The sequence below is a fragment of the Streptomyces bikiniensis genome, from assembly GCF_000716625.1.
Classification (GTDB): Bacteria; Actinomycetota; Actinomycetes; order Streptomycetales; family Streptomycetaceae; genus Streptomyces; species Streptomyces bikiniensis.
Map to the genome: position 1 here is coordinate 20,723 of NZ_JNXJ01000045.1, position 20,864 is coordinate 41,586.

The window sequence follows — 20,864 nt, forward strand, 5'->3', positions numbered from 1 at the left end:
GTCACAGGGGCAGATCCGGCGAGTCGACCCCGACGACCCGGTCTCCGCAGAACACCCGCACCGACTCCGCGGGCCCGTGGCCGCCGATGCCGGACGGGCCCCAGAAGCTCTGGGCGGAGTCGTCGCCGAGATCGGCGAGCTTGGCGCCGTTGACCCGCACCTCGCCGGACACGATCCGGGCACCGATCGCGATCGCGCGGTCGGTGTCGGTGCCGAACACGTAGGCGTCCAGGCCCGACGGGTGCGCGTTGGCGGTGCGCAGCGCGTCCTCGTCCGAGTCCACACCGTGCAGGGAGACGACGGGCCCGAACAGCTCGGCGGTCGTGCGTTCCGGGTCGGAACCGGTGGCGAGCGTGGGGGACAGGAAGAAGCCCGCCAGGCCGGGCAGCTCCCCCGGCTGGTCGATCTCGGCACCGAGCCCGCGCAGGCCCTCGATGCGCTGGAGCAGGTTCCGGTGGTGCGGTTCGTTGGCGATGGGTCCGATGTCGGACTCCTCGTCGAGCGAGTGCCCGATCCGCAGCCGCGCGATGCGCTCCGCGAGGGCCTCCCGCAGGGGCTGCACCAGCCGGTGCGGTGCCAGGACCTTGCCCGGCCCCTCGCACCACTGGCCGTTCAGGTTGGTCATGCCGGTCAGGATGCCGTCGGCGGTCACGTCGAGGTCGGCGTCGTCGAGCACGAGCACGGGGTTGTTGCCGCCGAGTTCGAGCTGGAGGACCTTGAAGTCCTCGGCGGCGGCGCGGGCGATGGCCCGCCCGGCGCCCGGGCCGCCGGTGAAGGACACCACCTTCACCCGGTGGTCGGCCGTGAGTGCGGCGCCGATGTCGCCCGTGCCGTGGACGAGCTGCAGCGCGCCCTCGGGCAGGCCGGCGTCGACGAAGCACTCGACGATCACCTGCGCGCTGGCGGGGGCGTGCTCGGACGGCTTGAGCAGCACCGGGCAGCCCGAAGCCACCGCGCTGGCGACCTTCGCCGCCGGGATGAAGCCGGGTCCGTTCCACGGTGTGAGGATGGCGGCGGGTCCCCAGGGCACCCGGTGCAGCCGGACGTCGCGCCCGCCGGCGGCGAGCGCGGTGACGCGGGGGATGCCACGGGCCTCGCCGGCGGCCGCCCGGATCCGGGCCGGGAGGAACGCGGCGAGCTTGCGGGTGGCGGTGATCGCCGTGCCGCTCGTGATCGCGTCGGTGCGGGCGATGTCCTCGAGCCGCTCCTCGACGTTCGCCGCGGCCCGTTCGAGCGCCTCGGCCCGCATGAGCCGGAAGTCGTCACCGGCCCAGTCCAGCGCATCGTAGGCGCGCTGCGCGTGCCGCAGCGCCCGCTCCAGGTCGGCGGGCGACGTGGTCACCGTGCGGTGGACCGGCTCGCCCGTGTTCGGGTCGACGTTCCACGCGTCGAGCTCTTGGCATCGCACCCACTCACCGGCGATGTAGCTCACCGGCTGCGCGAGGGACGTTGTCGGTGTCGTGGTCCTCATCGGGTCTCCTCCGCGGCGGGGTTGCCGGAACGGATCGGCATGGCGACGACGATGCGGGTCACCTCGCCGGACTTCATCGCCTCGAAGCCCTCGTTGATCCGGTCGAAGTCGATGACCTCGGTGACCATCTCGTCGAGCAGCAGCCGGCCCTGCTGGTACAGCCGGGCGAACTGGGCGATGTCCTCCCGCGCCTGTCCCGACCCCATGTACGAGCCGATCAGGCGCTTCTCGCCGAAGAAGAAGTCGGACGCGGGCAGGGTGAGCTCGGTGCCTTCGGGAGCGATGCCGACGAGGCAGGCCGTGCCGGTGGCGCGCACCACGTCGAGGGCGGTTGCGGCGGTGCGTGCGGACCCGACGGCCTCGAAGGAGTAGTCGACGCCGTCGCCCAGCAGGGCGCGCACCGCGGCGGCCACGTCGTCGACGCCGCCGTTCAGGGTGTGGGTCGCGCCGTAGCCGCGGGCGGCTCGCAGCCGCTGCTCGTCGACGTCGATCGCGACGATCGCGGACGCGCCCGCGAGCCGCGCGCCCTGGATGACGGCCGAGCCGACGCCTCCGCAGCCGATCACGGCCACGGTGGAGCCGGGCCGCACCCGCGCCCCGCGGAACACCGCGCCGACGCCTGTGACGACGCAGCACGACAGCAGGCAGCCGACCCGGGTGGACACGCCGTCGGGCAGCTTCACGGCGGCGTTCGCGCGCAGCAGCATGTGCTCGGAGAACGCGCCCAGGTCGCCGAGTCGGGCGACCGCTGTCCCGTCGGGCAGGGTGTACGCGGGCCGCGGGCGGCGCCGGATCTCGTCGAGCCGCCGGCACTGTGTCGAACGGGCCGCGTTGCAGTTCGCGCACTGGCCGCACGACGGGGTGAGCGCGCCGGTGACGTGGTCGCCGGGACGCAGGTCCGTGACGGCCGAGCCGACGGATTCGACGACGCCGGCCACCTCGTGACCGACCACCACCGGCAGGTCGGTGGAGACGGTGCCGGTGACGTAGTGCAGGTCGCTGTGGCAGAGCCCGACGTGCGTGACGGCGATCCGCACTTCGTGCGGCTCGGGCTCGTCGACGTGGATGCCGGTCAGGCGCAGGGGTTCGCCCACCTTCGTGAGCACGGCCGCGCGGGTGGTGATCATTCGTTCTCTCCGGTCGTGGTGGCGGGCTTCTTCGCGTTCCAGAAGCCCGCGATGCCCGCGGTCAGCGCGCCGCTGTTCCACGACGCGTCGGCCGCGGCGTCCTCCAGTGCGAAGGCGCGTTCGATCTCCTCGGACGGGGGCCGCAGCAGTGCGAGGTGCAGGGCGGTGTTGTTGCCGCCCTCCGGTGTCCAGGCACGGACGAGGTCGATCGCGCGGTCCAGCAGGTCGTCCTGTCCGACGATCTGGTCGATGAGACCGATCCGCAGTGCTTCTTCGGCGCCGATGCGCTCCGAGCCCAGGACGATCCGCATCGCGTGATTGCGGACGATGCGGGTGAGGAGCACGCTCGACGCGTTGGAGATCGTGAGGCCGCGGGCATTCTCCGGCTGGAAGAACGTGGTCTGCGGGGTGCCCAGCCGCGCGTCGCAGCACAGCGTGATCTCCGAGGCGCCGCCCACCGCGATCCCGTTGATCGCCGCGACCACGGGGACCCGGGTCTCGATCACCGCCCGGGTGACGTCGTGGAAGGTCTCGAAGGTCTCGCGCATCTCGGCGAACGTGGTCGGCGGAGCGCTGAGGTCCTCGCCCGCGCTGAACGCGCGGCCCGTGCCCGTGATCACGATTCCCCGGGCCCGCTCACCGGTGCCGTGTTCGCGGATGAGCGCGGCGAGGCGCTGGCGCATTCCGACGGTGAGCGCGTTGAGCTTCGACGGGCGCCGCAGGGTGATCACGGCGACCTCGCGGATGACGTCGACGAGCACGTGTTCGGCCGCCGTGTCCGACAGGGCCGCGTCCGACGACGCCGCGGGGGTCGACGAGGTCCGGTCGCACAGGTCGAAGGTGGTGCCGGGGGCTTCGGCCGCCCGGGCCCTGAGCGCGGGCTTGGACACCCGCTCCGACGGGGTCCGGGGGAAGTCCGCGACGAATTCGACGTAGCGCGGCACTTTGAACCGCGCGAGCCGTTCCGCGACCCGGGCGATGATGGCCTCGGCCGTCGTCCGGTCGCCGGTGCAGCCCGCCGCGAGCTGGACGAAGACCTTGACCTCCTCCCCGAGCACCTCGTCGGGTTCGGCGACGACCGCGGCCGCGACGACGCGGTCGTCGGTTTCGAGCGCCGCCTCCACCTCGGCGCTGGCCACGTTCTCGCCGCCGCGCCGCACCATGTCCTTGATGCGGCCCACCAGGCGGATCTCGCCCCGGTCGTCGGCGACCGCGAGATCGCCGGTGTGCAGCCATCCGTCCCGTAGCGCCCGCGCGGTCTCCCCGGGCCGGTTCCAGTAGCCGAGCATCATCGGCTTTCCGGACACGGTCAGTTCGCCGGGTGTGCCGGTGGGGACCTCGGCGCCGTCGGCGTCCACGATCCTGACGCGCTTGGTGGGCACGGGCCGCCCGATGCCGCCGCTCCCGACGACCGCGGGATCGGCGAGCGGGCTGATCAGGTCGATCCCGCTCTCGGTCATGCCGTACAGCTCTCGCCACGGTGCGCCCCAGCGGTCCTCCAGCCGGGCGTGCAGCGCCACGGGGATCGCGGAACAGAACACCGCACGCAGGTGGTTGTCCCGGTCGTCGGCGGCGGGCGGCTGCTTGAACAGCAGGGTGGGCATCGCTCCGAGGACGTAGCAGAAGGTCACGCGGTGGCGCCGCACGTCGGCCATGAACCCCGACGCGGAGAACCGCGGCAGCACCACCAGGGGCGCGCCGGCGGTCAGGGCGAGCACCGTGTTCCACTGCGGGTCCATGTACGAGAAGGGCTGTGCCGTGAGCAGCACGTCGTCGTCGCCGAGGCCGGCGGCCGCGGCGCAGTCCCGGGCGATGCGGGTCCAGTAGTCGTGGGTCAGCATGCACGCCTTCGGGAATCCGGTGGTGCCCGAGGTGTACTGCAGGTTGGCCAGCGTGTCCGGGGTGATCGCGACGTCCGGCGCGGTGGCCGGGAGGCCCGTGTCGGGGATGTCGGCGACGTCGACGACGCGGATGCCCGCGAGGGCGTCGTCGTCGGACACCGCCCGGCGCACCAGCGGGAGGTGCTCGGTGTCGGTGACGATCGCTCGCGCGCCGGAGTCGCGGAGCACGAACGCCAGGTCGGCCGCTCGGTACGCCGCGTTGACGGGCACGGTGACGGCACCGGCCTTGAGCACCGCGAACCAGGTGAGCGGCCACTGCGGGACGTTCGGCAGCATGATCGCGACGCGGTCGCCCGGCGCCACGCCGTCGACCTCGACGAGGCGGTGCGCCAGCCGCGACGACGATGCGTCGGCCTGCTCGTAGGTCCACGAGGCGTCGCCGAACCGCAGCAGTTCGGCGCCGGGAGTGCGGGCGGCACCGTCCGCCAGCAGGCCGGTGACGGTACGCACCCGGGGCGTCTCCCCCGTCCGGTCGAGGGCGACGGCGGGACGCCCCGGTGTTCCGTCCCCGGGCGTGGTCGCGGTCATCGGGTCAGCCGGCATGCTCCGGCCTCCTGTCGTTGTCTCGATTCGTCGACGATCCAGGCCATGGCCGGGTCGTCCCGTTCCATCCACTCGGGGTGCCACTGCACCCCGAGGATCGGCGCGCCGGGCGCCTCCACGGCCTCCGCCACCCCGTCGGGCGTGCGGCCCGTGACGACGAGCCCCGCGCCGCACCGGTCGACGGCCTGGTGGTGCCACGAGTTGGTGACGGCGCTGTCGCCGAAGAGCCGCGCGGCCGTCGAGCCGGGCTCGAAGGTCACGACGTGCTCGGCGTCGCCGTCGGTGGGCGCGGCCAGCGGCGACAAGTGCGGCACGGGGCCGGGCGGCAGGTCCGCGACGAGCGTTCCGCCCAGCGCCACGTTGAGCAGCTGCATCCCGCGGCACACCCCCAGCACGGGGATGCCGCGGTCCACGGCGGCGCGGGTCAGGGTGAACTCGTAGTCGTCGCGTTCCGGATCGTGCGCATGGGGATCGAGCCGAGGGTCGACATCGCGGACCACGGAGGTGTCGCCGCCCCACCGGGCCGGGTGCACGTCCTGCCCGCCGGTGATCACCACCCCGGACACCCACGCGCAGACGTCCAGCGGATCGGCGTCGTAGGACAGGAGCACGGGCACCCCGCCGGCCTGCGCCACCCGCGTCGCGAACGCGGACATGTACGAGTCCACGCACGCCGTGGCGTAACGGTCGTCCGTTCCGGCGATCAGGCCCAGCCGGAACCGGCGGCCGGTGATACCGACCAGTGGCTTGCCGCTCACGGGAACTCGAAGTAGCGACGGGTCTCCCACGCGGAGAGCTCGGCGTACGGGTCACCGCCCTTGGTGTGGAACTCCATCCATTCCCACCGGCGCGACGCCACCCAGAAGTCGACGAACTCCTCGCCCAGGTACTCGCGGAGTATCTCGTCGCCTTCCAGCGCGGCGATGGCCTTCGTGATCGTGTCCGGGATCCGCTCGACCCCGCTGTCGTACGGCAGGCTCCACGCCATGTCGTCGACCTGCGGCGGTGCCTGCATCCGCCGTTCGATGCCGGCCACGACCCCGGCCAGCACGCCGGCCAGCGCGTAGTACGGGTTGACGTCCGAACCGGGTAGCCGGTACTCGAGCCGCGCGTACTTGGGGTGCCCGACGATGGCCCGCACCGCCGCGGTCTTGTTGTTGACGCCCCAGCTGATGGTGGTCGGTGGGCCGCTGATGTCGACCAGGCGCCGGTACGAGGTGATCTGCGGCAGCGCCAGAAGGGTGTTTCCCGCCATCGTGGCCATCAGCCCGCCGACGGCCTGCAGCATCACCTCGGACGGTCCTCCGGGTGCGAAGAACTGGTTCTCGCCGTCCCGGTGCAGCGAGAGGTTGATGTGCGCGCCCTGCCCGAATCCGGCGGTCGGCTTGGCCATGAAGGTCACCGACCGGTCCTGCTCGAACGCGACTTCGCGCATCACCTGCTTGGTGCGCACCCAGGAGTCCCCGAGCGACACCGGATCACTGGGCGCGAGGTTCAACTCGGTCTGGCCGGGGGCGGCCTCGTCGGTCCACGCCTCCCAGGTGATGCCGAGCTCGTCGAGCCGGTCGGTGACCGCGTCCATGTAGTCGACCCAGTCCTTCGACCTCGCCAGGTGGTAGGTGGCGCCGGTGTCTCCGCCGAGCGGGGTGAGATCGCGGTACCCGCGGGCCCGCGCCTCCTGGACGGACTCCGCGAACAGCGTCGTTTCGATCTCCACCGCGACCTTGGCGGTGTAGCCGAGGGCCTGGAGGCGCTCGACCAGTCTGCGCACCATGTTCCGCGGACAGATCGGCACCGGCCGCCCGTCCCGTAGCCAGTAGTCACCGATGACTGCTTCGAGGCCGGGCTTCCACTGCACCAGCGTGGCCATGTCGGGGATCATCGAGATGTCGTAGAGGTTGCCGCGCCAGTCCGGGAACGCGTCGCCGTACACGAACGCGTTGCCCAGGTCGATCGCGAACAGGATGTCGGCGAAGGCGAAGCCCGACTCCTTACCGGACGCGAACTTCGCCGGCGTGACGGTCTTCCCCAGGAAGCTCCCGTCGTGGCCGGTGGCCTCCAAGCGGACGGCTCTCGTGGGTGCTGTCCGAGCGGACCTGGTGGATGCCGGCCGGGTGAGTTCAGACATCGAAGCGAACCTTCCACGAGGCAGCCGTCATGACCGACAGCTGCGAGAGCGTCCCCTGGACCCGCAGGCCGGACTCCAGGGAGGTGAGCAGGTAGTCGGCGCCGGTGAACACGCCCGCCAGCGCCTCGGGCGTGCCGACCATGCGGTACGTGCTGGGGCCCGCACCGAATCTGGCCTCCTGGGGGCCCTCCGGCTCCCTCGCCACCGCGACGAGGACGTCGGGGACGCCGCGGATGCCGCGGGTCACGTCCCAGAAGTGCTCGGCGGCCTCGCGCCATGGAGGCAACGGGGGCCGGAGGGCGCGGAGCATCCCGCCGGCCAGTTCCGCGTCACCGTCCGGATCCCGCGTGGGCGCGAAACGGGATTCGAGGTCGACGACCAGCGTGGCGTCGGCCGGCGCGAAGACGCCGCCGGTCACGGTGACGGCGCCGCCGTGCAGCGTGACGGTGGCGGCCTGCGGGGTGACGTGCGAGCGGACGGCGACCGTCCCCGTGCCCCGGCCGAGCACCTCGGGGGCGTGACCGGTCCGGACCGCGTCGCGCAGGGTCCGGCCGAGCAGCCGGACGACGGGCGTGGCATCGTCGTCGATCTCTATCCGGACCGGCGCACGCTGAGCGACGGGACTCTTCGGAATCGCAGCGGTTTCTGTCACTCTCATGCCTTTCGATGGCGAATGTGGCGCTACTGGGCTGTGAGCGCGGCGGTCATTCCAGGGCGGCGTAGACGTCCGGTCGGCGCCGGCGCAGCAGCGCCGCCCACACGAGGCCGCCGGCGAACGCCGCGACGACGACCGCGAGGAAGACGTTCGCTCCGGTGCGCGACCCGATCAGGAGCTCGAAGTTGCCGATGACGAGCACGAGGATCGTTCCGAGCGCGCCGAGCGCCAGGCCGGGGGCGACGGTGCCCGTCCATGCGGCCGCCGTGCGGACCCTGCGGAAGTGCACGACGATCGCCGCGGACGTCAGAGCCAGCAGCACGATGAGCCCGAGGGTCCCGGCACCGCCGAACCAGGCGTAGACCTCGACGACCGGATCGAGGCCGGCGATCGCCGTGGCCGCGAGCAGGGGGCCGATCAGCCCGGAGGTCAGCAGCGAGGCCACGTGCGGCGACCGGTGCGCGGGGTGCACCGAGCCGAGCGAGACCGGGAGCACGCCCTGGCGGCCGAGGGCGAAGAGGTAGCGGGCCACCACGTTGTGCGCGGTGAGGACGCAGGCGAAGAAGCTGGTGACGAGGAGAACCTGCATGACGTCGTGGGCGGCTTGGGACAGATAGCGGGTGGCGAGTCCGGGCGCGAGTCCTTCGGGGTCATGCGCCGCGAGATCGACGGCACGCGCGATGCCGAGGCCGTTGATCATGGCCCAGGACGAGAAGGCGTAGATCACGGCGATCAGGACGACCGCGATGTAGGTGGCCCTCGGGACGGTCCGGTCGGGGTCCTCGGCCTCGGACCGGAAGACGGCCGTGGCCTCGAAACCGACGAACCCGAAGACGGCGAACATGATCCCGGTGCCGGTGGCGCCGCTGGTGAACGCGTCCCAGGTGAGCGGGGCCGCGGAGAGACCTTGGTCGCCGCCGCGCAGCACGATGGCGAGGTCGACGAGGGCGACGATCCCGACCTCCGCGATGAGCAGCGCGCCGAGTACTCGCGCGCTGACCTCGACGTTGCGGTGCCCCAGGTACCCGATGGCCGCGAGTCCGGCGCCCGCGAGGCCCCACCACGGCACCGGGACGCCGAAGAAGGTCTCGATCACGTTGCGCGCGGCGGCCCCGAGGTACGCCGAGACGGCGACGATGAGGAGTGCGTACGTGACCAGGGCGAGCGCGGCGGCGCCCAACCCGGCGCCGCTGCCGAGGCCGCGCTGGACGTAGGAGGAGAAGGCACCCGCGTTGCGCACCTCAGGGGTCATCGCCGAGTACCCGATCGTGAACAGTACGAGCACGACTCCGACGATCGCGAAGTCGACCGGCGTTCCGATCCCGTTCCCCGAACCGAGCATCAACGGGATGAGTCCGGCGAACACCGTCAGCGGCGCGGCCATCGCCACGACCATGAAGACGATCTGCGGGACGCCCAGGGTCCGGTCCAGGCCGGTGGTGAGCTCTTGCGTCCGCGCTTCGCGCTGCTGGCTCATGACGGCTGCTCCCTTCAGTGGTGCTCTCCGTGCCGGCGTCTCCGACGCGGCAGCTTCCGACGGCGAGATCTCGCGCCCTCGCGCCGAGGAGTCCCGGTGACACCGAGATCGTCGGTCGGCGCGGCGGTTGCGCCGCGCACTGGCGCACCCCCTACGGAACGGGGGGACGAGCAACGTTCGCGTCGCGAACCGGCGCGACCGACACCGATCGCGCTTTGGGCGCAGCGGCGGAATGAGGCCGCCGTACCGCTTCGAGCGGCCGCGCCGGTGGATAGGTCGGCTTGCCAGCGACGTGGGTCCCGAAGGTTCCGAGCGCGTCTAGAAGCGCGAGGACCCCGTCCTGGCCCGGTCCGACCCCCTGTCCGCCGCCTTCGGTGATCACGCCGTCGGCGACGTCAGGTCCATCGTGCGGCCGCCGACACGGTCACCGGCTTCGATCACCACGACCGGCCGGTCGGCCGGCCCGCGCCGGCCGTCGTGCCGCGGCCACCACGGAGAGGCCGGCGCCGATGACGACGTCCGTGGTGCGCGGCGCGGTCATCCCGATGCCTTTTCGAGGTGTCCGACGACGTGGTCGGCGACCAGGGGCGCGAGCGCGTCGGGCAGGTGGTGCCCCATTCCGGGAATCACCACGTGCCGCGCGTCCGGGATCGCGGCCGCGGTGGCGTCGCCCCCGGACGGCGCGACGATGAGGTCGCGATCGCCGTTGAGCACCAGGGTGGGGGCCGTGATGCGGGCGATCTCCGCCGTCCGGTCGCCCGAGGCATGGATGGCCTGGACCTGCCGGGCGGTCCCCGCCGCACCGTCGCCGGCCGTGCGGTTCCACGTCCGAACGGCGTGGCGTGTTTCTTCGGCCTCGTCGATCGGGAAGCCGGTGCCCGCGAGGTGCGCCGTCATGCGAAGGTGCGCACGCACGGCCTGCACCCGGTTCCGCGGCGGCGGGGCGGCGAGCAGCACCATGGTGGACGCGGCCGGCCGGCCGACCTTCGGATCACCCGTGGTGGAGTACAAAGAGGTCAGCGACCTGGTGAGTTCGGGGTACCGCGCCGCGACGGTCTGCGCGATCATCCCGCCCATCGAGCGCCCGACGAGGTGCACCGGCCCCAGACCGACGTGCTCGATCAGCTGCGCGGCATCGGCCGCCATGTCGGCCAGCGTGTACGCGTCGCGGCGGGGCCGGCCGAGTAGTTGCCGGAGCGTGCTGGGTGGTGGAGTGGTCGCGTAGGTGGAGCGCCCGCAGTCGCGGTTGTCCATGCGGATCACCCGACGACCGGTGTCGGCGAGCGCGGAGACGAACCGCTCGGACCACATCGTCAAGTCCTCGGCGAGGCCGGCGATGAGCAGGATCGGCGGGGTGCCGGACTCGCCGTCGATTCGGTAGCAGACCCGCGTGCCGCCCGGAAGGGTGACGAAGCGGTCCTCGGTGGAGTCAGGCACGGATCGCCTTCCGTGCTGTCGAGTTCGAGCTTTCGTCGGTGGTGGATCCGAACTGCAGCGTGTCGTCCAGCAGGGGACCGCGCAGCAACTTGGCGTCCTGCGGGTACGACATCGACATCTGCCACATGCCCGTGCCCTGCTTCGGGGTGGTCTCACGGGCCCGTTGCGCGTAACCCGCGCTGAGGTCCATGACCGGCCGCGTCTCCATGGCGGGATCGGCCTCGACGACGACGCTGTCGTAGCCGAAGGCGTCCATGTGCTCGACCAGTTGACAGAAGTAGCGACACAGGATGCCGATCTTCAGCGTCCACGACGAGGTCGTGTAGCCGATGGCGATGGCGAGGTTGGGGATCCCCGAGAGCAGGGTGCCGCGGTAGACGACGCGGTCGGCGAGGTTCACCGGCACACCGTCGACCGCCAGGTCGATGCCGCCGAGCAGGCGCACGTTGAGGCCGGTCGCGGTGACGATCACGTCGGCGTCGAGGTGGCCGCCCGACTCGAGTCGGATCCCCGACTCGGTGAAACGCGTGATCCGGTCGGTGACGATCGAGGCGTTGCCGTCGCGCAGGACGGCGAAGAAGTCGCCGTCGGGGGAAAGGCACAGGCGCTGGTCCCACGGGTCGTAGGGCGGGTTGAAGTGGGTGTCCACGTCGTAGCCCTCGGGCAGCAGCTTCTTGTTGATGCGCCGGATGAGCGCGCGGCCCAGCCGCGGGAAGGTGCGGAGGGACTTGACCACGCCCCGATCGATCCAGATGTTGTTGAACCGGGTCAGCGCGTAGCCGCGGCGTTCGCCGAAGAGCCGGGTGAGGAGGAGGGCGAGGGAATCGACCTTCGGCCAGGGCATCACGTAGGTGGGGGTGCGCTGGAGCATGGTCACGTGGGCGGCGGCGCCCTCGCCGGTCAGCATGGACGGAATCAGCGTCACGGCGGTCGCACCGCTTCCGATCACGACGACCTTCTTGCCCGCGTAGTCGTAGCCCTCGGGCCAGTGTTGCGGGTGAATGATGTCGCCGGCGAAGTCCTCCCGGCCCTCGAAATACGGGGTGTAGCCCTCGTCGTAGTTGTAGTACCCGGTGCCTGCGAAGATCCAGTTGGCGGTGACACGCTTGTCGCCGTCGGCAGTGTGCACGTCGATCGTCCAGCGCGCGTCGACGCTCGACCATTCCGCGCGGCGCACGCTGTGCCCGAGGCGGATGAGCCCGCCCAGATCGTTCTCCTCGATCGTCTCCCGCAGGTAGTTCAGGATCTTGGGGGCTTCCGCGATGGCGGCGTGGTCCCTCCAGGGCTTGAACTCGTAGCCGAAGGTGTGGAGGTCGGAATCGGACCGGATGCCGGGATACTTGAAAAGGTCCCAGGTGCCGCCGATGTCATCACGCCCTTCGAACACGACGACGCGCTTGTCGGGGAACGCCTCGACGAAGTACCGCGCGGCGCCGATGCCGGAGATGCCGGCACCGATGACGACGATGTCGAATTCCTCGGGCTGGTGCTTCGATGTGTTCATCGCGCCGCCTTTCCGTCTTTGCGTGCTGATCACGTCGGTGTGTGATTCCACGGTGCCCGCCATGGCAGCCGCGGCTCTACAACGCAATGCCCCGACCTGCGGGACGGCGTGGTGCACAGTGCACCTCCCCAACCATTGCGCTACCGCCCGTATGGCGTCGTCGTGGTGCAGTGTGTTGCGGCGGTCGCGACACCTGGTTGCACATCGACGTAGCGGGCGTCCTCGCGGACACGCCACTGTGGAAGCAGCCGCACCGGATCACGGTCACGCTCAAGGAGGCGCTGCCATGCGCGACGTACTGTTCGCCGCGTCGGACATCTGGATGATCGCCGTCGGATTCGTCTGCGGCGTGAAGTTCATCAGAGGCCATCACAACTATCTGCTCGGCCTCGAGTGGATCGTCATGGGCGTATCCGGGACCAATTTCCTGATCTATGGAGTGACCAAGGCCGGCCCCGATTCACCGATGTACCGCATCGCCTTCTTCCTGGACGCGTTCTCGCGCTCGATCGGGTTCACGCTGATCCTGGTCCTCGGGTTGCTGGCCGTCACCCACAGGTACAAGCCCTCAGCCCGAGTCGAGGTGGGCGCCTTCGCCCTGGCCGCGGTCCTCGGGTTCCTCCTCTCCGAGTTCGCCGAGGAGATCGGCACGCCGGGCAAGGTGTTCTTCCTCGTCACCGCGCTCGCGACTTCCGGCTTCCTCTGCTACTTCGCGTGGCGCCTCTGGAAGTTCGGCGAGCGCACGCACGCCGCTTGGACGGTCGGCGCCACAGCGCTGAACCTGGTCGTCGCATCGATCTACGACTTCTGGCGCATCCCCGGCGACGACGCCGACCACACCCGGTTCTACATTCTCGCGCTGTTCACCTGGGGCCTCACGATGCTCGTCATCTACCGGGCGTACGCGGCCCTCGCCGCCCACGACGAGAGGGGCGACGCACACCCCGCCCCGGCCGCCGTCTCCAACCCCGCCGGCAGACGGAACGGGCCGGTCTGAACGCCTTCGGTACATCCGCAATGACTGAAGGAGCGCGCGGAATGAGGGAACTGATCTTCCTGCTGGCCGATACCTGGATGATCTTCACCGGGTTCTTCTACGGGTGGAGGTTCATCCGGCGCCACGGCAATTACCTGCTGGGGCTGGAATGGATGGTCGTCGGCACGTCCGGAACGAACTTCCTGCTTCTGGGCTCTGCTCGGGGGCGACGAGGACAGCCCCCTGTACTTCCTCGCGTACTTCTTCGACGCGTTCTCGCGCTCGGTGGGCATCACCCTGATCGTGGTGATGGGCCTCCTGCGCGTGACGCACCGTTACAAGCCGTCCCTGACGGTCGACATCGGCGTGTTCGCCTTGGCCGCTGCGGCAGGTATCCACCTCCAGCAGTTCCATCAGGAGTTCCACGCGGGCGCGGCGTCCTTCTATGTCGTCGTGAACGCCCTCACGGCGGTCTTCCTCGCGTACTTCGTGTGACGCCTCCGGGAGATCGGCGCCAAGCGCTGGGCCTTGGCCGCCGCGGCGGCCGTCGCGGCCGGCCTGGTCGTCACCGTCACGTACGACTTCTTCCCGATTCCGTACGACGACGCACAGCGCACGGCCTTCTACACCCTGGCCCTCGCCACATGGGGCCCGGACGTGCGTGTTTTTCCACGCGTACCGCGCTCTCCATGACCACAACGCAGCTGCAGGAATCGGGCTCGTTCCGCACGAGCACAGCGTCGCTCGGCCCTGAAAAATCGGCCCTGAAAAATCGGGCAGACCGAAAATCCGATACAGAAAAGAGAAGCGCATCATGAAGACTGACCACGTCGAGTACAGCTCGTTCAGCGGCTGGATCGATCCACCGGCTGATGTCCTTCCGCCGCTCGCCGAGGACCTCACCTGTGAGGTCGCGGTCATCGGAGGCGGTCTGGGAGGCATGGCGACCGCACTGCGCCTGGCCGAGCGCGGCCAGGACGTCGTGCTGCTCGAGGCCGAGTTCTGTGGTCACGGTTCGAGCTCCCGCAACGCCGGCCAGTTGGCCAGTGCGCCCGGTGGGGACATCCAGCTGCTGAACCTGCTGTTCCACAAGAAGATGCCCGCCCTGGCACGCTTCACCGGACACGCCACGCAGTACGTCGAGGACCTGATCACAAGGTTCGACATCGACTGCGACTACGAGGCCACCGGCAACGCCTTCGCCGCCGTGTCGCGGTGGCAGATGGGTCGCGTACGACGCGCCGCCAAGATCCTGCGCAGGGCCGGCACCAAGGTCAAGCTCGGCACGAGCGAGGAACTCGGCATTCCCCGGGGGTTCGTCGGCGGCATGCGCGAGGTCGAGGGCGGGATCCTGAACCCGGGCGCGTTCACGCGAGGAGTGCGCCAGGGCGTCCTGGCCTCGTCCGCCCGGGTCTTCGAGCAGACCAAGGTGACCGACGTCAGCCGCTCCGAAGGCCGGGTCGTCATCACGACCCCGCAGGGACGGGTGAGCGCGGACAAGGCGGTGCTCGCAACCAATGCCTTCTCGGGGGAATGGGGCATCACGCCCAAGCACCTCGCGGTGCCTCTCTGGGTGATCGAGGTGGAGACCGAGCCGATCGCTCCCGAGCGCTTGAGGGCCCTGGGATGGACCAGCCGGTCCGGACTGATCACCCAGCACAACATCATGGAGAACTACCGTCTGACCTCGCGCAACACCATCGTGTTCGGGGTCCGCCGGATCGAGCGGGGCACCGGATTCCCCCTCCCGACGTCGGAGAAGACCCCGGACCCGGCGCTCGTCGAGGAGCTCGCGGGTGCGTTCGCGACGCGCTTTCCGAGCCTGGCCGACGTGGCCGTGGCACGGGCCTGGGGAGGATGGATCGCGATCACGTCGTCGTGGCTGCCGATCGCCGGGCAGGTCGGCGGCAACGTGTTCTACTCGATCGCGTGCAACGGCCACGGTCTGGCCCAGGCACCCTACGTCGGAACCCTCATCGCCGACCTGATCGTCGACGGGAAGCGACCTGAGGACCTCGACTTCCTGTGGGCGGAGAAGCCCGAGTTCCCCCGCCCCGTGATGATGAACCGGCTAGGACTGCGCACGGTCTGGACCGTCGATCGCTTCAGCGACCTGATCAACGGAAGCCGGCGGAACGCCCGCAAAGGCGCGTCACCAGTGGCCTGACTCCATTTCCTCACGCGTGCAGGCGGACATTACGTGGAGACGAGGTCGCCCAGGGCCTGGGTCGGCTGATCACCCGCGAGAACGATTCGAGTTCGATCAAGGCCCTCGGCCCGCCAGGCCGTCAGCGCCTCGGAAGCCGCCGTGCAGACACGGCGCCGCAAGAACGGAGAGGGCCCTGGCCGGCCCCACTCATGATTTCGACTCCCTTCACCGACCTCTTCGGGGTGGACCATCCGATCGTCTGCGGCGGCATGACGGGGGTGGGCACCGCCGAACTCATCGCCGCGGTGGCCGAAGCGGGCGCCCTCGGGTTCCTGACCGCGCTCACCCAGCCCACCCCGGAGGCGCTGGCCCGGGAGATCGCCCGGTGCAGGGAGATGACCGACAGGCCGTTCGGCGTCAACCTGACCATCCTGCCCACCCTCAAGCCGGTGCCCTACGCGGAATACCGCGCGGCCGTCATCGAGAGCGGGGTGACGGTGGTCGAAACGGCCGGCAGCAACCCGGCGGAGCACGTGGCCGCGTTCAAGAGCGCGGGCGTCAGGGTGATCCACAAGGCGGTCGCCGTGCGCCACGCGCTGAAGGCGCAGCGCCTCGGTGTGGACGCGGTCAGCATCGACGGCTTCGAGTGCGCGGGGCACCCGGGCGAGGAGGACATCCCCGGCCTCGTCCTCGTGCCCGCCGCCGTGCGCCGGCTGGACGTCCCGGTCATCGCCAGCGGCGGCTTCGCGACCGGCAGCGGCCTCGCCGCCGCCCTCGCCCTGGGGGCCTGCGCGATCAACATGGGCACCCGGTTCGTCGCCAGCGCGGAAGCTCCCGTGCACCCCAACGTCAAGGCGCAGATCGTCGCCAACGACGAGCGCGCCACCCAGCTGGTCTTCCGGGAGTTCGGCAACACCGGCCGGGTCGCTCGCAACGCGATATCCGAGGAGATCGTCACCCGCTCGCGGCGCCCCGGAGCGGTCTTCGAGGACGTGGCCGAGCTGGCCTCGGGCGTCCGCGGCCGGACCCGGGTGCTCCAGGAGGGCCACATGGACGACGGCCTGTGGTGGGCCGGCCAGGCCCAGGGGCTCATCGAGTCCGTCGCCACCTGCGACGAGATCGTCAGCGGCATCGTGGGCGACGCGGAGAAGATCATCGGCCGGCTCGCCGAGCTCCGCGGCTGAGACGGCCCGGGAGACAGAAACCACGGGTCTACGAAACACAGGAGTACGCGACCATGACCTGGACCACCCTCGACCACCACGTCGACGACGGCGTCCTCACCGTCACCCTCGACCGGCCGGACCACCTCAACGCCTTCACCCCGACGATGGCCGGGGAGCTGGAACGGACCTTCACCGAGGTCAACGACAATGACGACATACGGGCGATCATCGTCACCGGCGCGGGCGACAAGGCCTTCTGCGCCGGCATGGACCTCAGCGCGGACGGCAACGTCTTCGGGCTCGACGAGTCGCGCACGCCCACGCTCGCCGACATGGCGGATCTGAGCAGCCCCGACATCAGCCGGGTGCGGGACACGGGAGGCAGGGTCACCCTGGCGATCCGCTCCTGCCGCAAGCCGGTGATCGCGGCGATCAACGGCGTCGCGGTCGGGATCGGCGCGACCATGACGCTGGCCATGGACGCCCGTCTGATGTCCACGAGCGCGCGGTTCGGCCTCGTCTTCGGCCGCCTGGGCATCACGCCCGAGGCTGTCTCGACGTGGTTCCTGCCCCGCCTGGTCGGCATACCCAGGGCGCTGGACCTGCTGTACTCCGCCGAGATCCTCGACGCGGAGGCCGCCGTGGACGCGGGCCTCGCGACGGAGCTCCACGCCCCGGACGAGCTCCTGAAGCGGGCGCGCGAGCTGGCGGACCGCTGGACGCTGGGCCGGTCACCCGTGTCGACCGCGCTCATCCGGCAGATGACGTACCGTCACACGGCCCTGGAGGATCCGGAGGACGCGCACCGGCTCGAATCCCTCGCCATGTTCTACACGAGCATCGACGACGGCGCCGAGGGAGTGACCGCCTTCCGCGAGAAGCGCTCCCCCGACTTCAGCAGCCGGGCCTCGGCCATGCCGCCGTTCTACGACGAATGGACCGCATCCCGCTGACCGTACGCCGGTGAGGGGGCGGGGCCTCGTCCCGCGCGGTTCCGCTCCACGCCTCCCCGAGAGCGCACCGTGTCGACGGAGCGGTCACCGGCGGCGGCTCGCCTCCGACCCGCCGCTCGACGGACGGGCCGCCGCTCGCCCGCGGTCGGGTGCCCCGCCCGCCCCTTCGTCGTTTAGGGGCCCCGGGGGCGGCCTGCTCCGGCCCACCGCGTCGCGTTCTTCGTCCATGCCCTCGGCTAGAATGCGATACGTGTCCCATGTCACCCCGCCCTCCCCCCGTGTCTGAGGCGCGCCGGTCGCGGCGTCGCACTGCCGTCCCCACGACGGAGCAGAGGCCGCTTCATGCGCCGGCCCGGCCGAACGCCCAACTACAGCGGCGAGGGGCCGAAAGGGTCAACGCGATACTCGACGCCGCCGAGCAGATCCTCGTGGCCGACGGCTACGAGGCGGCGACGCTCAAGGCCGCGGGAGAACGTGCCGGCATCCCCGTCGCCTCGGTCTACCACTACTTCTCCGACCGCCATCAGGTCGACGCCGAGCTCATGCGCCGCCACGTCGAGAAGCTCGAGACCCTGCTCTCCGGAGTCTTCGGCGACGACAGCCCGCCGGCCGGGCTGGACAGTGCCGTGGACGCGGTCGTCGATCTCCTGCTGGCCTACTTCCGTGAGCACCCCAGTTGTGTCGAGTTGTGGTTCGCCCGTCGCAGCGATGCCCTCGCCGAGCTGGTGCGGGCGTTCGACGAGGCAATGGCCGAACGGCTCTGGCACTTCGCGCGGGATCGGGGTCTCCTGCGCCCCGACACCCCGCTCCTGGTGATGCAGCTGGCCTTCGAGGCCGGTAATCGGCTCTTCGACGTCGCCTTCCGCGTCGCTCCGGTGACCGGTGACGATGCCGTTCTCGCGGAGCACCGCCGCCTTCTCACCTCCTACCTGCGGACGTACGCGCCGGATCCGTCGGCATGACGGGCCGACGGGCCCGGGCCGGGTCACCGGCCACGAGCTCGTCCCGCCCGCGGGGTGAGTGCCCCGGATCTCCCTCAAGGTCTTCGACGGGCTGACGCCGCAGCACCTGTACTCGCCGCCCGTCCCGCCGCATGCACGCCCAGGGACCCGTCGGCGGCTCCTTGGCCACGGGAATGGGTGGGGTGCGGTCGACGACCGGCTGCCCCGGCACCCGGGCCCCTCGTACGTCCGGGCCAATACGCCCAGGACGTGGACGACACCTGCGACCTCGTGGCCGAGGGTGATGGCGCCGCTCTCGCGCACGGCGTCGACGGGGAAGACCCGGCTGACGCGTCCGTCGATCAGGTGCAGGCCCGACGGGCGACACACCCGCGGCACGGACCTCGCCAGGGCCGGGAACCGGCACGGAGACCTCCTCGACGACGAAGGTGGGGGTGTCCAGGTGAAGCCGAACAGCCAGCACGCTCGTGTTCATGGGATGAACCTCGGTTCGCCGAAGGGCGTCACATCCATTCACACGGCATCGTCACTTGATCATGCCTCTCTGCTGTGCGGGCTGACTGAGTCGACATCGAGCGGGTCGGGCCGGGGCATTCGCGAGCATGAGCGACCCCCGGTGGCCCGCCGGTCGGCCACTCGGCACCGACTGCCGCCGGGAGGGCCCGTCCGGCCGGACCGGAACGCCCGACCCGAGAAGGGGTGACCGGAGCGTATCGTACCTATAAAGTCGAACTCGATTCGATGTTCTTTTGTCGACGCTCGGGCCGCCGAGGGGAGCACGAGGCCGGCAGGGGGCAGCCGTGGCGACCTCGCCAGGTTCGCCCAGGAGACGGACCTGCCAGGAACACGGCACGAGCAGAACGTGCCGGCGGACGCCCACGCACGGGGAGTTCACGCGTCCGACCGTGATCACCGTCGACACGGCGACCCGCACCTTCGATGCCGACTGTCCGCGCGGAGGACGACACGGAAGCCGTCCTGATGACGAAGGGAGGAAGAGAATGACGAACGCGGAACCCGGGCTCGGCACGACGAACGAGGCGCGGCCCGTACGCGAGGAGAGCTGCGAGGTCGTCATCGTCGGAGCGGGAATGGCGGGGCTGATGGCGGCCACCACGCTCGCCGGCAAGACCGATGTCCTCGTACTCGAGGCTGCGGAGCGGGCGGGCGGACGTGTCGAGACCGTCCGGAAAGGCGACTACTGGATCAATGTCGGGACACAGTTCACCGAGGGCACAGGGCCGCTGATCGACGCCCTCCATCGTCACGGCATCGCGATGGGATCACTGTCCGACAAAAGCGCGGCGCTGGTTCTCAACGGCGTACTGGTGGACACGTCCAAACTGTCCGAGCTCATGTTCCGTACGCGGATGAGCCTCCTGGACCGGATCGGCCTCGCGGCGGTCGGCGCCCGTATCGTCTCGTCCGTCCCGTTCATGGAGTCGGACGGAAAGATGGCGAAGAGGGTGCGCGCCAAGCTGGACAGCCGCCTCGCCTCGGATCTCCTTCGGGGCGTCCGATCCGAGTTGGCCCATGACGTCCTCAGGTCATTGACGGGCCAGTGGATGGGATGTGAGCCCGGCGAAACGGCCGCGGGCCAGCTGATCATGTCGGTCGCCATCATGATGACGGACCCGGACAAGGAGTCCAACTTCGCGCTTCCGGTGGGAGGCAACCAGACGCTGACCGACATTCTGGCCACCGACCTCGGCGAACGCCTCCGGCTCGGGGCCGGTGTCCGGTCCGTGCGGCCGGACGGGGCCGGCGTCGTCGTCGACTACGCTGACGCGGGAGGTCCGGTGCGGGTGCGCGCGAAGCGGGCCGTTGTCACGGTCCCCAGCGATGTCGCGCTGCAGATCCTTCCGGGGCTTCCGCAGAGCTACCACAACGCGTTCGCCGACATCCGCTACGGCCGCTACGTGATCGTCGGCTTCTTCACCGACGAGGTAGGACCCCAGCCCTGGGACGACTTCTACGCGGTCTCCACGCCTCAGCTCTCGTTCCAGGCAGTGTTCAACCACGCCGCCGCCATGCGCGGGGAAGGCGCACGGAAGCCCGGCGGTGCGCTGGCCTGCTTTGCCGGAGGCGCACAGGCCGACAACCTGTTCGAGCTTTCCGATGAGGAGATCACCGCTCGGTTCGCGAAGGACCTCCTTTCGGTCTACCCGCAACTCCGGGGGAAGTTCGGAGAGGGCATCGTGCGGCGGCACCGTCGCGTGGTGCCTTTCTGGGCTCCGGGAAGGCGCGTGTCGCTGCCGACGCTGCGGGCCCCTCTCGGGCCGATCCACCTGGCCGGCGACTACCAGCTCCACATGCCTACGCTCGCTGACGCGGCGACGTCGGGCGCGAACGCGGCAAAGGCGGTTCTCGCGAGTCTGGGGCGCTGACTCCGACTCCCGGTCGATCCCCTCAACG

The 20,864-nt window shown here is 70.5% G+C and carries 17 protein-coding genes; 8 read left to right on the forward strand and 9 right to left on the reverse strand.

The features are described 5' to 3' along the window. Window position 1 precedes the first annotated feature (1 nt). From OO47_RS27740 to OO47_RS27780, 9 genes are all read right to left on the reverse strand, one after another. Window positions 2-1,471 carry an aldehyde dehydrogenase family protein gene (locus tag OO47_RS27740; RefSeq protein WP_030220704.1) on the reverse strand — a complete coding sequence of 490 codons (1,470 nt, stop codon included), beginning with the start codon at window positions 1,469-1,471 and terminating at the stop codon, window positions 2-4. Continuing rightward, entirely contained in the window at window positions 1,468-2,598 is a 1,131-nt protein-coding gene (locus OO47_RS27745; RefSeq protein ID WP_030220707.1) for a Zn-dependent alcohol dehydrogenase, read from the reverse strand. Before OO47_RS27745 ends, OO47_RS27740 begins: the two co-directional genes overlap by 4 nt. After that, window positions 2,595-5,042, reverse strand: a complete 2,448-nt coding sequence (locus OO47_RS27750; RefSeq protein ID WP_234323317.1) for an AMP-binding protein — start codon at window positions 5,040-5,042, stop codon at window positions 2,595-2,597. Before OO47_RS27750 ends, OO47_RS27745 begins: the two co-directional genes overlap by 4 nt. Further along, the gene (locus OO47_RS27755) at window positions 5,024-5,800 is read right to left on the reverse strand and encodes a gamma-glutamyl-gamma-aminobutyrate hydrolase family protein (RefSeq protein ID WP_030220715.1); all 777 of its coding nucleotides are present in this window, start codon (window positions 5,798-5,800) and stop codon (window positions 5,024-5,026) included. The genes OO47_RS27750 and OO47_RS27755 overlap by 19 nt, the downstream gene beginning before the upstream one ends. Continuing rightward, the gene (locus OO47_RS27760) at window positions 5,797-7,104 is read right to left on the reverse strand and encodes a glutamine synthetase family protein (protein ID WP_199812349.1); all 1,308 of its coding nucleotides are present in this window, start codon (window positions 7,102-7,104) and stop codon (window positions 5,797-5,799) included. Before OO47_RS27760 ends, OO47_RS27755 begins: the two co-directional genes overlap by 4 nt. A 58-nt stretch (window positions 7,105-7,162) precedes the next feature. Further along, entirely contained in the window at window positions 7,163-7,822 is a 660-nt protein-coding gene (locus tag OO47_RS27765; RefSeq protein WP_234323318.1) for a hypothetical protein, read from the reverse strand. A 52-nt stretch (window positions 7,823-7,874) separates the two neighbouring features. Then, window positions 7,875-9,302, reverse strand: a complete 1,428-nt coding sequence (locus OO47_RS27770; protein WP_030220723.1) for an APC family permease — start codon at window positions 9,300-9,302, stop codon at window positions 7,875-7,877. Window positions 9,303-9,839: 537 nt separating this feature from the next. Next, window positions 9,840-10,739, reverse strand: a complete 900-nt coding sequence (locus OO47_RS27775) for an alpha/beta fold hydrolase (RefSeq protein ID WP_030220726.1) — start codon at window positions 10,737-10,739, stop codon at window positions 9,840-9,842. Further along, a complete protein-coding gene (locus OO47_RS27780) occupies window positions 10,732-12,243 on the reverse strand; it encodes a flavin-containing monooxygenase (RefSeq protein WP_030220728.1) in 1,512 nt (503 codons plus the stop codon). The genes OO47_RS27775 and OO47_RS27780 overlap by 8 nt, the downstream gene beginning before the upstream one ends. A gap of 286 nt (window positions 12,244-12,529) precedes the next feature. On the opposite strand from OO47_RS27780, the gene OO47_RS27785 reads away from it, so the two are divergent. From OO47_RS27785 to OO47_RS27815, 8 genes are all read left to right on the forward strand, one after another. Continuing rightward, complete coding sequence (locus OO47_RS27785; protein WP_030220730.1) at window positions 12,530-13,240, forward strand: hypothetical protein; 711 nt, start codon at window positions 12,530-12,532, stop codon at window positions 13,238-13,240. Between the two features lie 264 nt (window positions 13,241-13,504). Next, window positions 13,505-13,714, forward strand: coding sequence for a hypothetical protein (locus OO47_RS38155; protein WP_234323319.1), 210 nt, complete (start codon window positions 13,505-13,507; stop codon window positions 13,712-13,714). A 33-nt stretch (window positions 13,715-13,747) separates the two neighbouring features. After that, on the forward strand, window positions 13,748-13,912 hold the full coding sequence (locus OO47_RS38160; RefSeq protein WP_234323320.1) for a hypothetical protein: 165 nt from the start codon (window positions 13,748-13,750) through the stop codon (window positions 13,910-13,912). A gap of 121 nt (window positions 13,913-14,033) precedes the next feature. After that, window positions 14,034-15,386 (forward strand): NAD(P)/FAD-dependent oxidoreductase, encoded by a 1,353-nt coding sequence (locus tag OO47_RS27795; RefSeq protein WP_030220734.1) that lies wholly within the window; start codon window positions 14,034-14,036, stop codon window positions 15,384-15,386. A 191-nt stretch (window positions 15,387-15,577) separates the two neighbouring features. Beyond that, the gene (locus tag OO47_RS27800; RefSeq protein WP_030220737.1) at window positions 15,578-16,552 is read left to right on the forward strand and encodes an NAD(P)H-dependent flavin oxidoreductase; all 975 of its coding nucleotides are present in this window, start codon (window positions 15,578-15,580) and stop codon (window positions 16,550-16,552) included. Between the two features lie 53 nt (window positions 16,553-16,605). Continuing rightward, window positions 16,606-17,487 carry a crotonase/enoyl-CoA hydratase family protein gene (locus OO47_RS27805; RefSeq protein ID WP_030220745.1) on the forward strand — a complete coding sequence of 294 codons (882 nt, stop codon included), beginning with the start codon at window positions 16,606-16,608 and terminating at the stop codon, window positions 17,485-17,487. Between the two features lie 278 nt (window positions 17,488-17,765). Continuing rightward, complete coding sequence (locus tag OO47_RS27810; RefSeq protein ID WP_030220746.1) at window positions 17,766-18,449, forward strand: TetR/AcrR family transcriptional regulator; 684 nt, start codon at window positions 17,766-17,768, stop codon at window positions 18,447-18,449. 1,001 nt (window positions 18,450-19,450) lie between these two features. Continuing rightward, window positions 19,451-20,836 carry a flavin monoamine oxidase family protein gene (locus OO47_RS27815; protein ID WP_030220749.1) on the forward strand — a complete coding sequence of 462 codons (1,386 nt, stop codon included), beginning with the start codon at window positions 19,451-19,453 and terminating at the stop codon, window positions 20,834-20,836. The last annotated feature ends 28 nt before the right edge of the window (window positions 20,837-20,864 follow it).

Excerpts from the sequence above, each read along its gene's own strand:
- OO47_RS27740 (WP_030220704.1), bottom strand. The coding sequence starts at position 1,471 with ATGAGGACCACGACACCGACAACGTCCCTCGCGCAGCCGGTGAGCTAC.
- OO47_RS27745 (WP_030220707.1), bottom strand. The coding sequence starts at position 2,598 with ATGATCACCACCCGCGCGGCCGTGCTCACGAAGGTGGGCGAACCCCTG.
- OO47_RS27750 (WP_234323317.1), bottom strand. The coding sequence starts at position 5,042 with ATGCCGGCTGACCCGATGACCGCGACCACGCCCGGGGACGGAACACCG.
- OO47_RS27770 (WP_030220723.1), bottom strand. The coding sequence starts at position 9,302 with ATGAGCCAGCAGCGCGAAGCGCGGACGCAAGAGCTCACCACCGGCCTG.
- OO47_RS27780 (WP_030220728.1), bottom strand. The coding sequence starts at position 12,243 with ATGAACACATCGAAGCACCAGCCCGAGGAATTCGACATCGTCGTCATC.
- OO47_RS27785 (WP_030220730.1), top strand. The coding sequence starts at position 12,530 with ATGCGCGACGTACTGTTCGCCGCGTCGGACATCTGGATGATCGCCGTC.
- OO47_RS27795 (WP_030220734.1), top strand. The coding sequence starts at position 14,034 with ATGAAGACTGACCACGTCGAGTACAGCTCGTTCAGCGGCTGGATCGAT.
- OO47_RS27800 (WP_030220737.1), top strand. The coding sequence starts at position 15,578 with ATGATTTCGACTCCCTTCACCGACCTCTTCGGGGTGGACCATCCGATC.
- OO47_RS27805 (WP_030220745.1), top strand. The coding sequence starts at position 16,606 with ATGACCTGGACCACCCTCGACCACCACGTCGACGACGGCGTCCTCACC.
- OO47_RS27815 (WP_030220749.1), top strand. The coding sequence starts at position 19,451 with ATGACGAACGCGGAACCCGGGCTCGGCACGACGAACGAGGCGCGGCCC.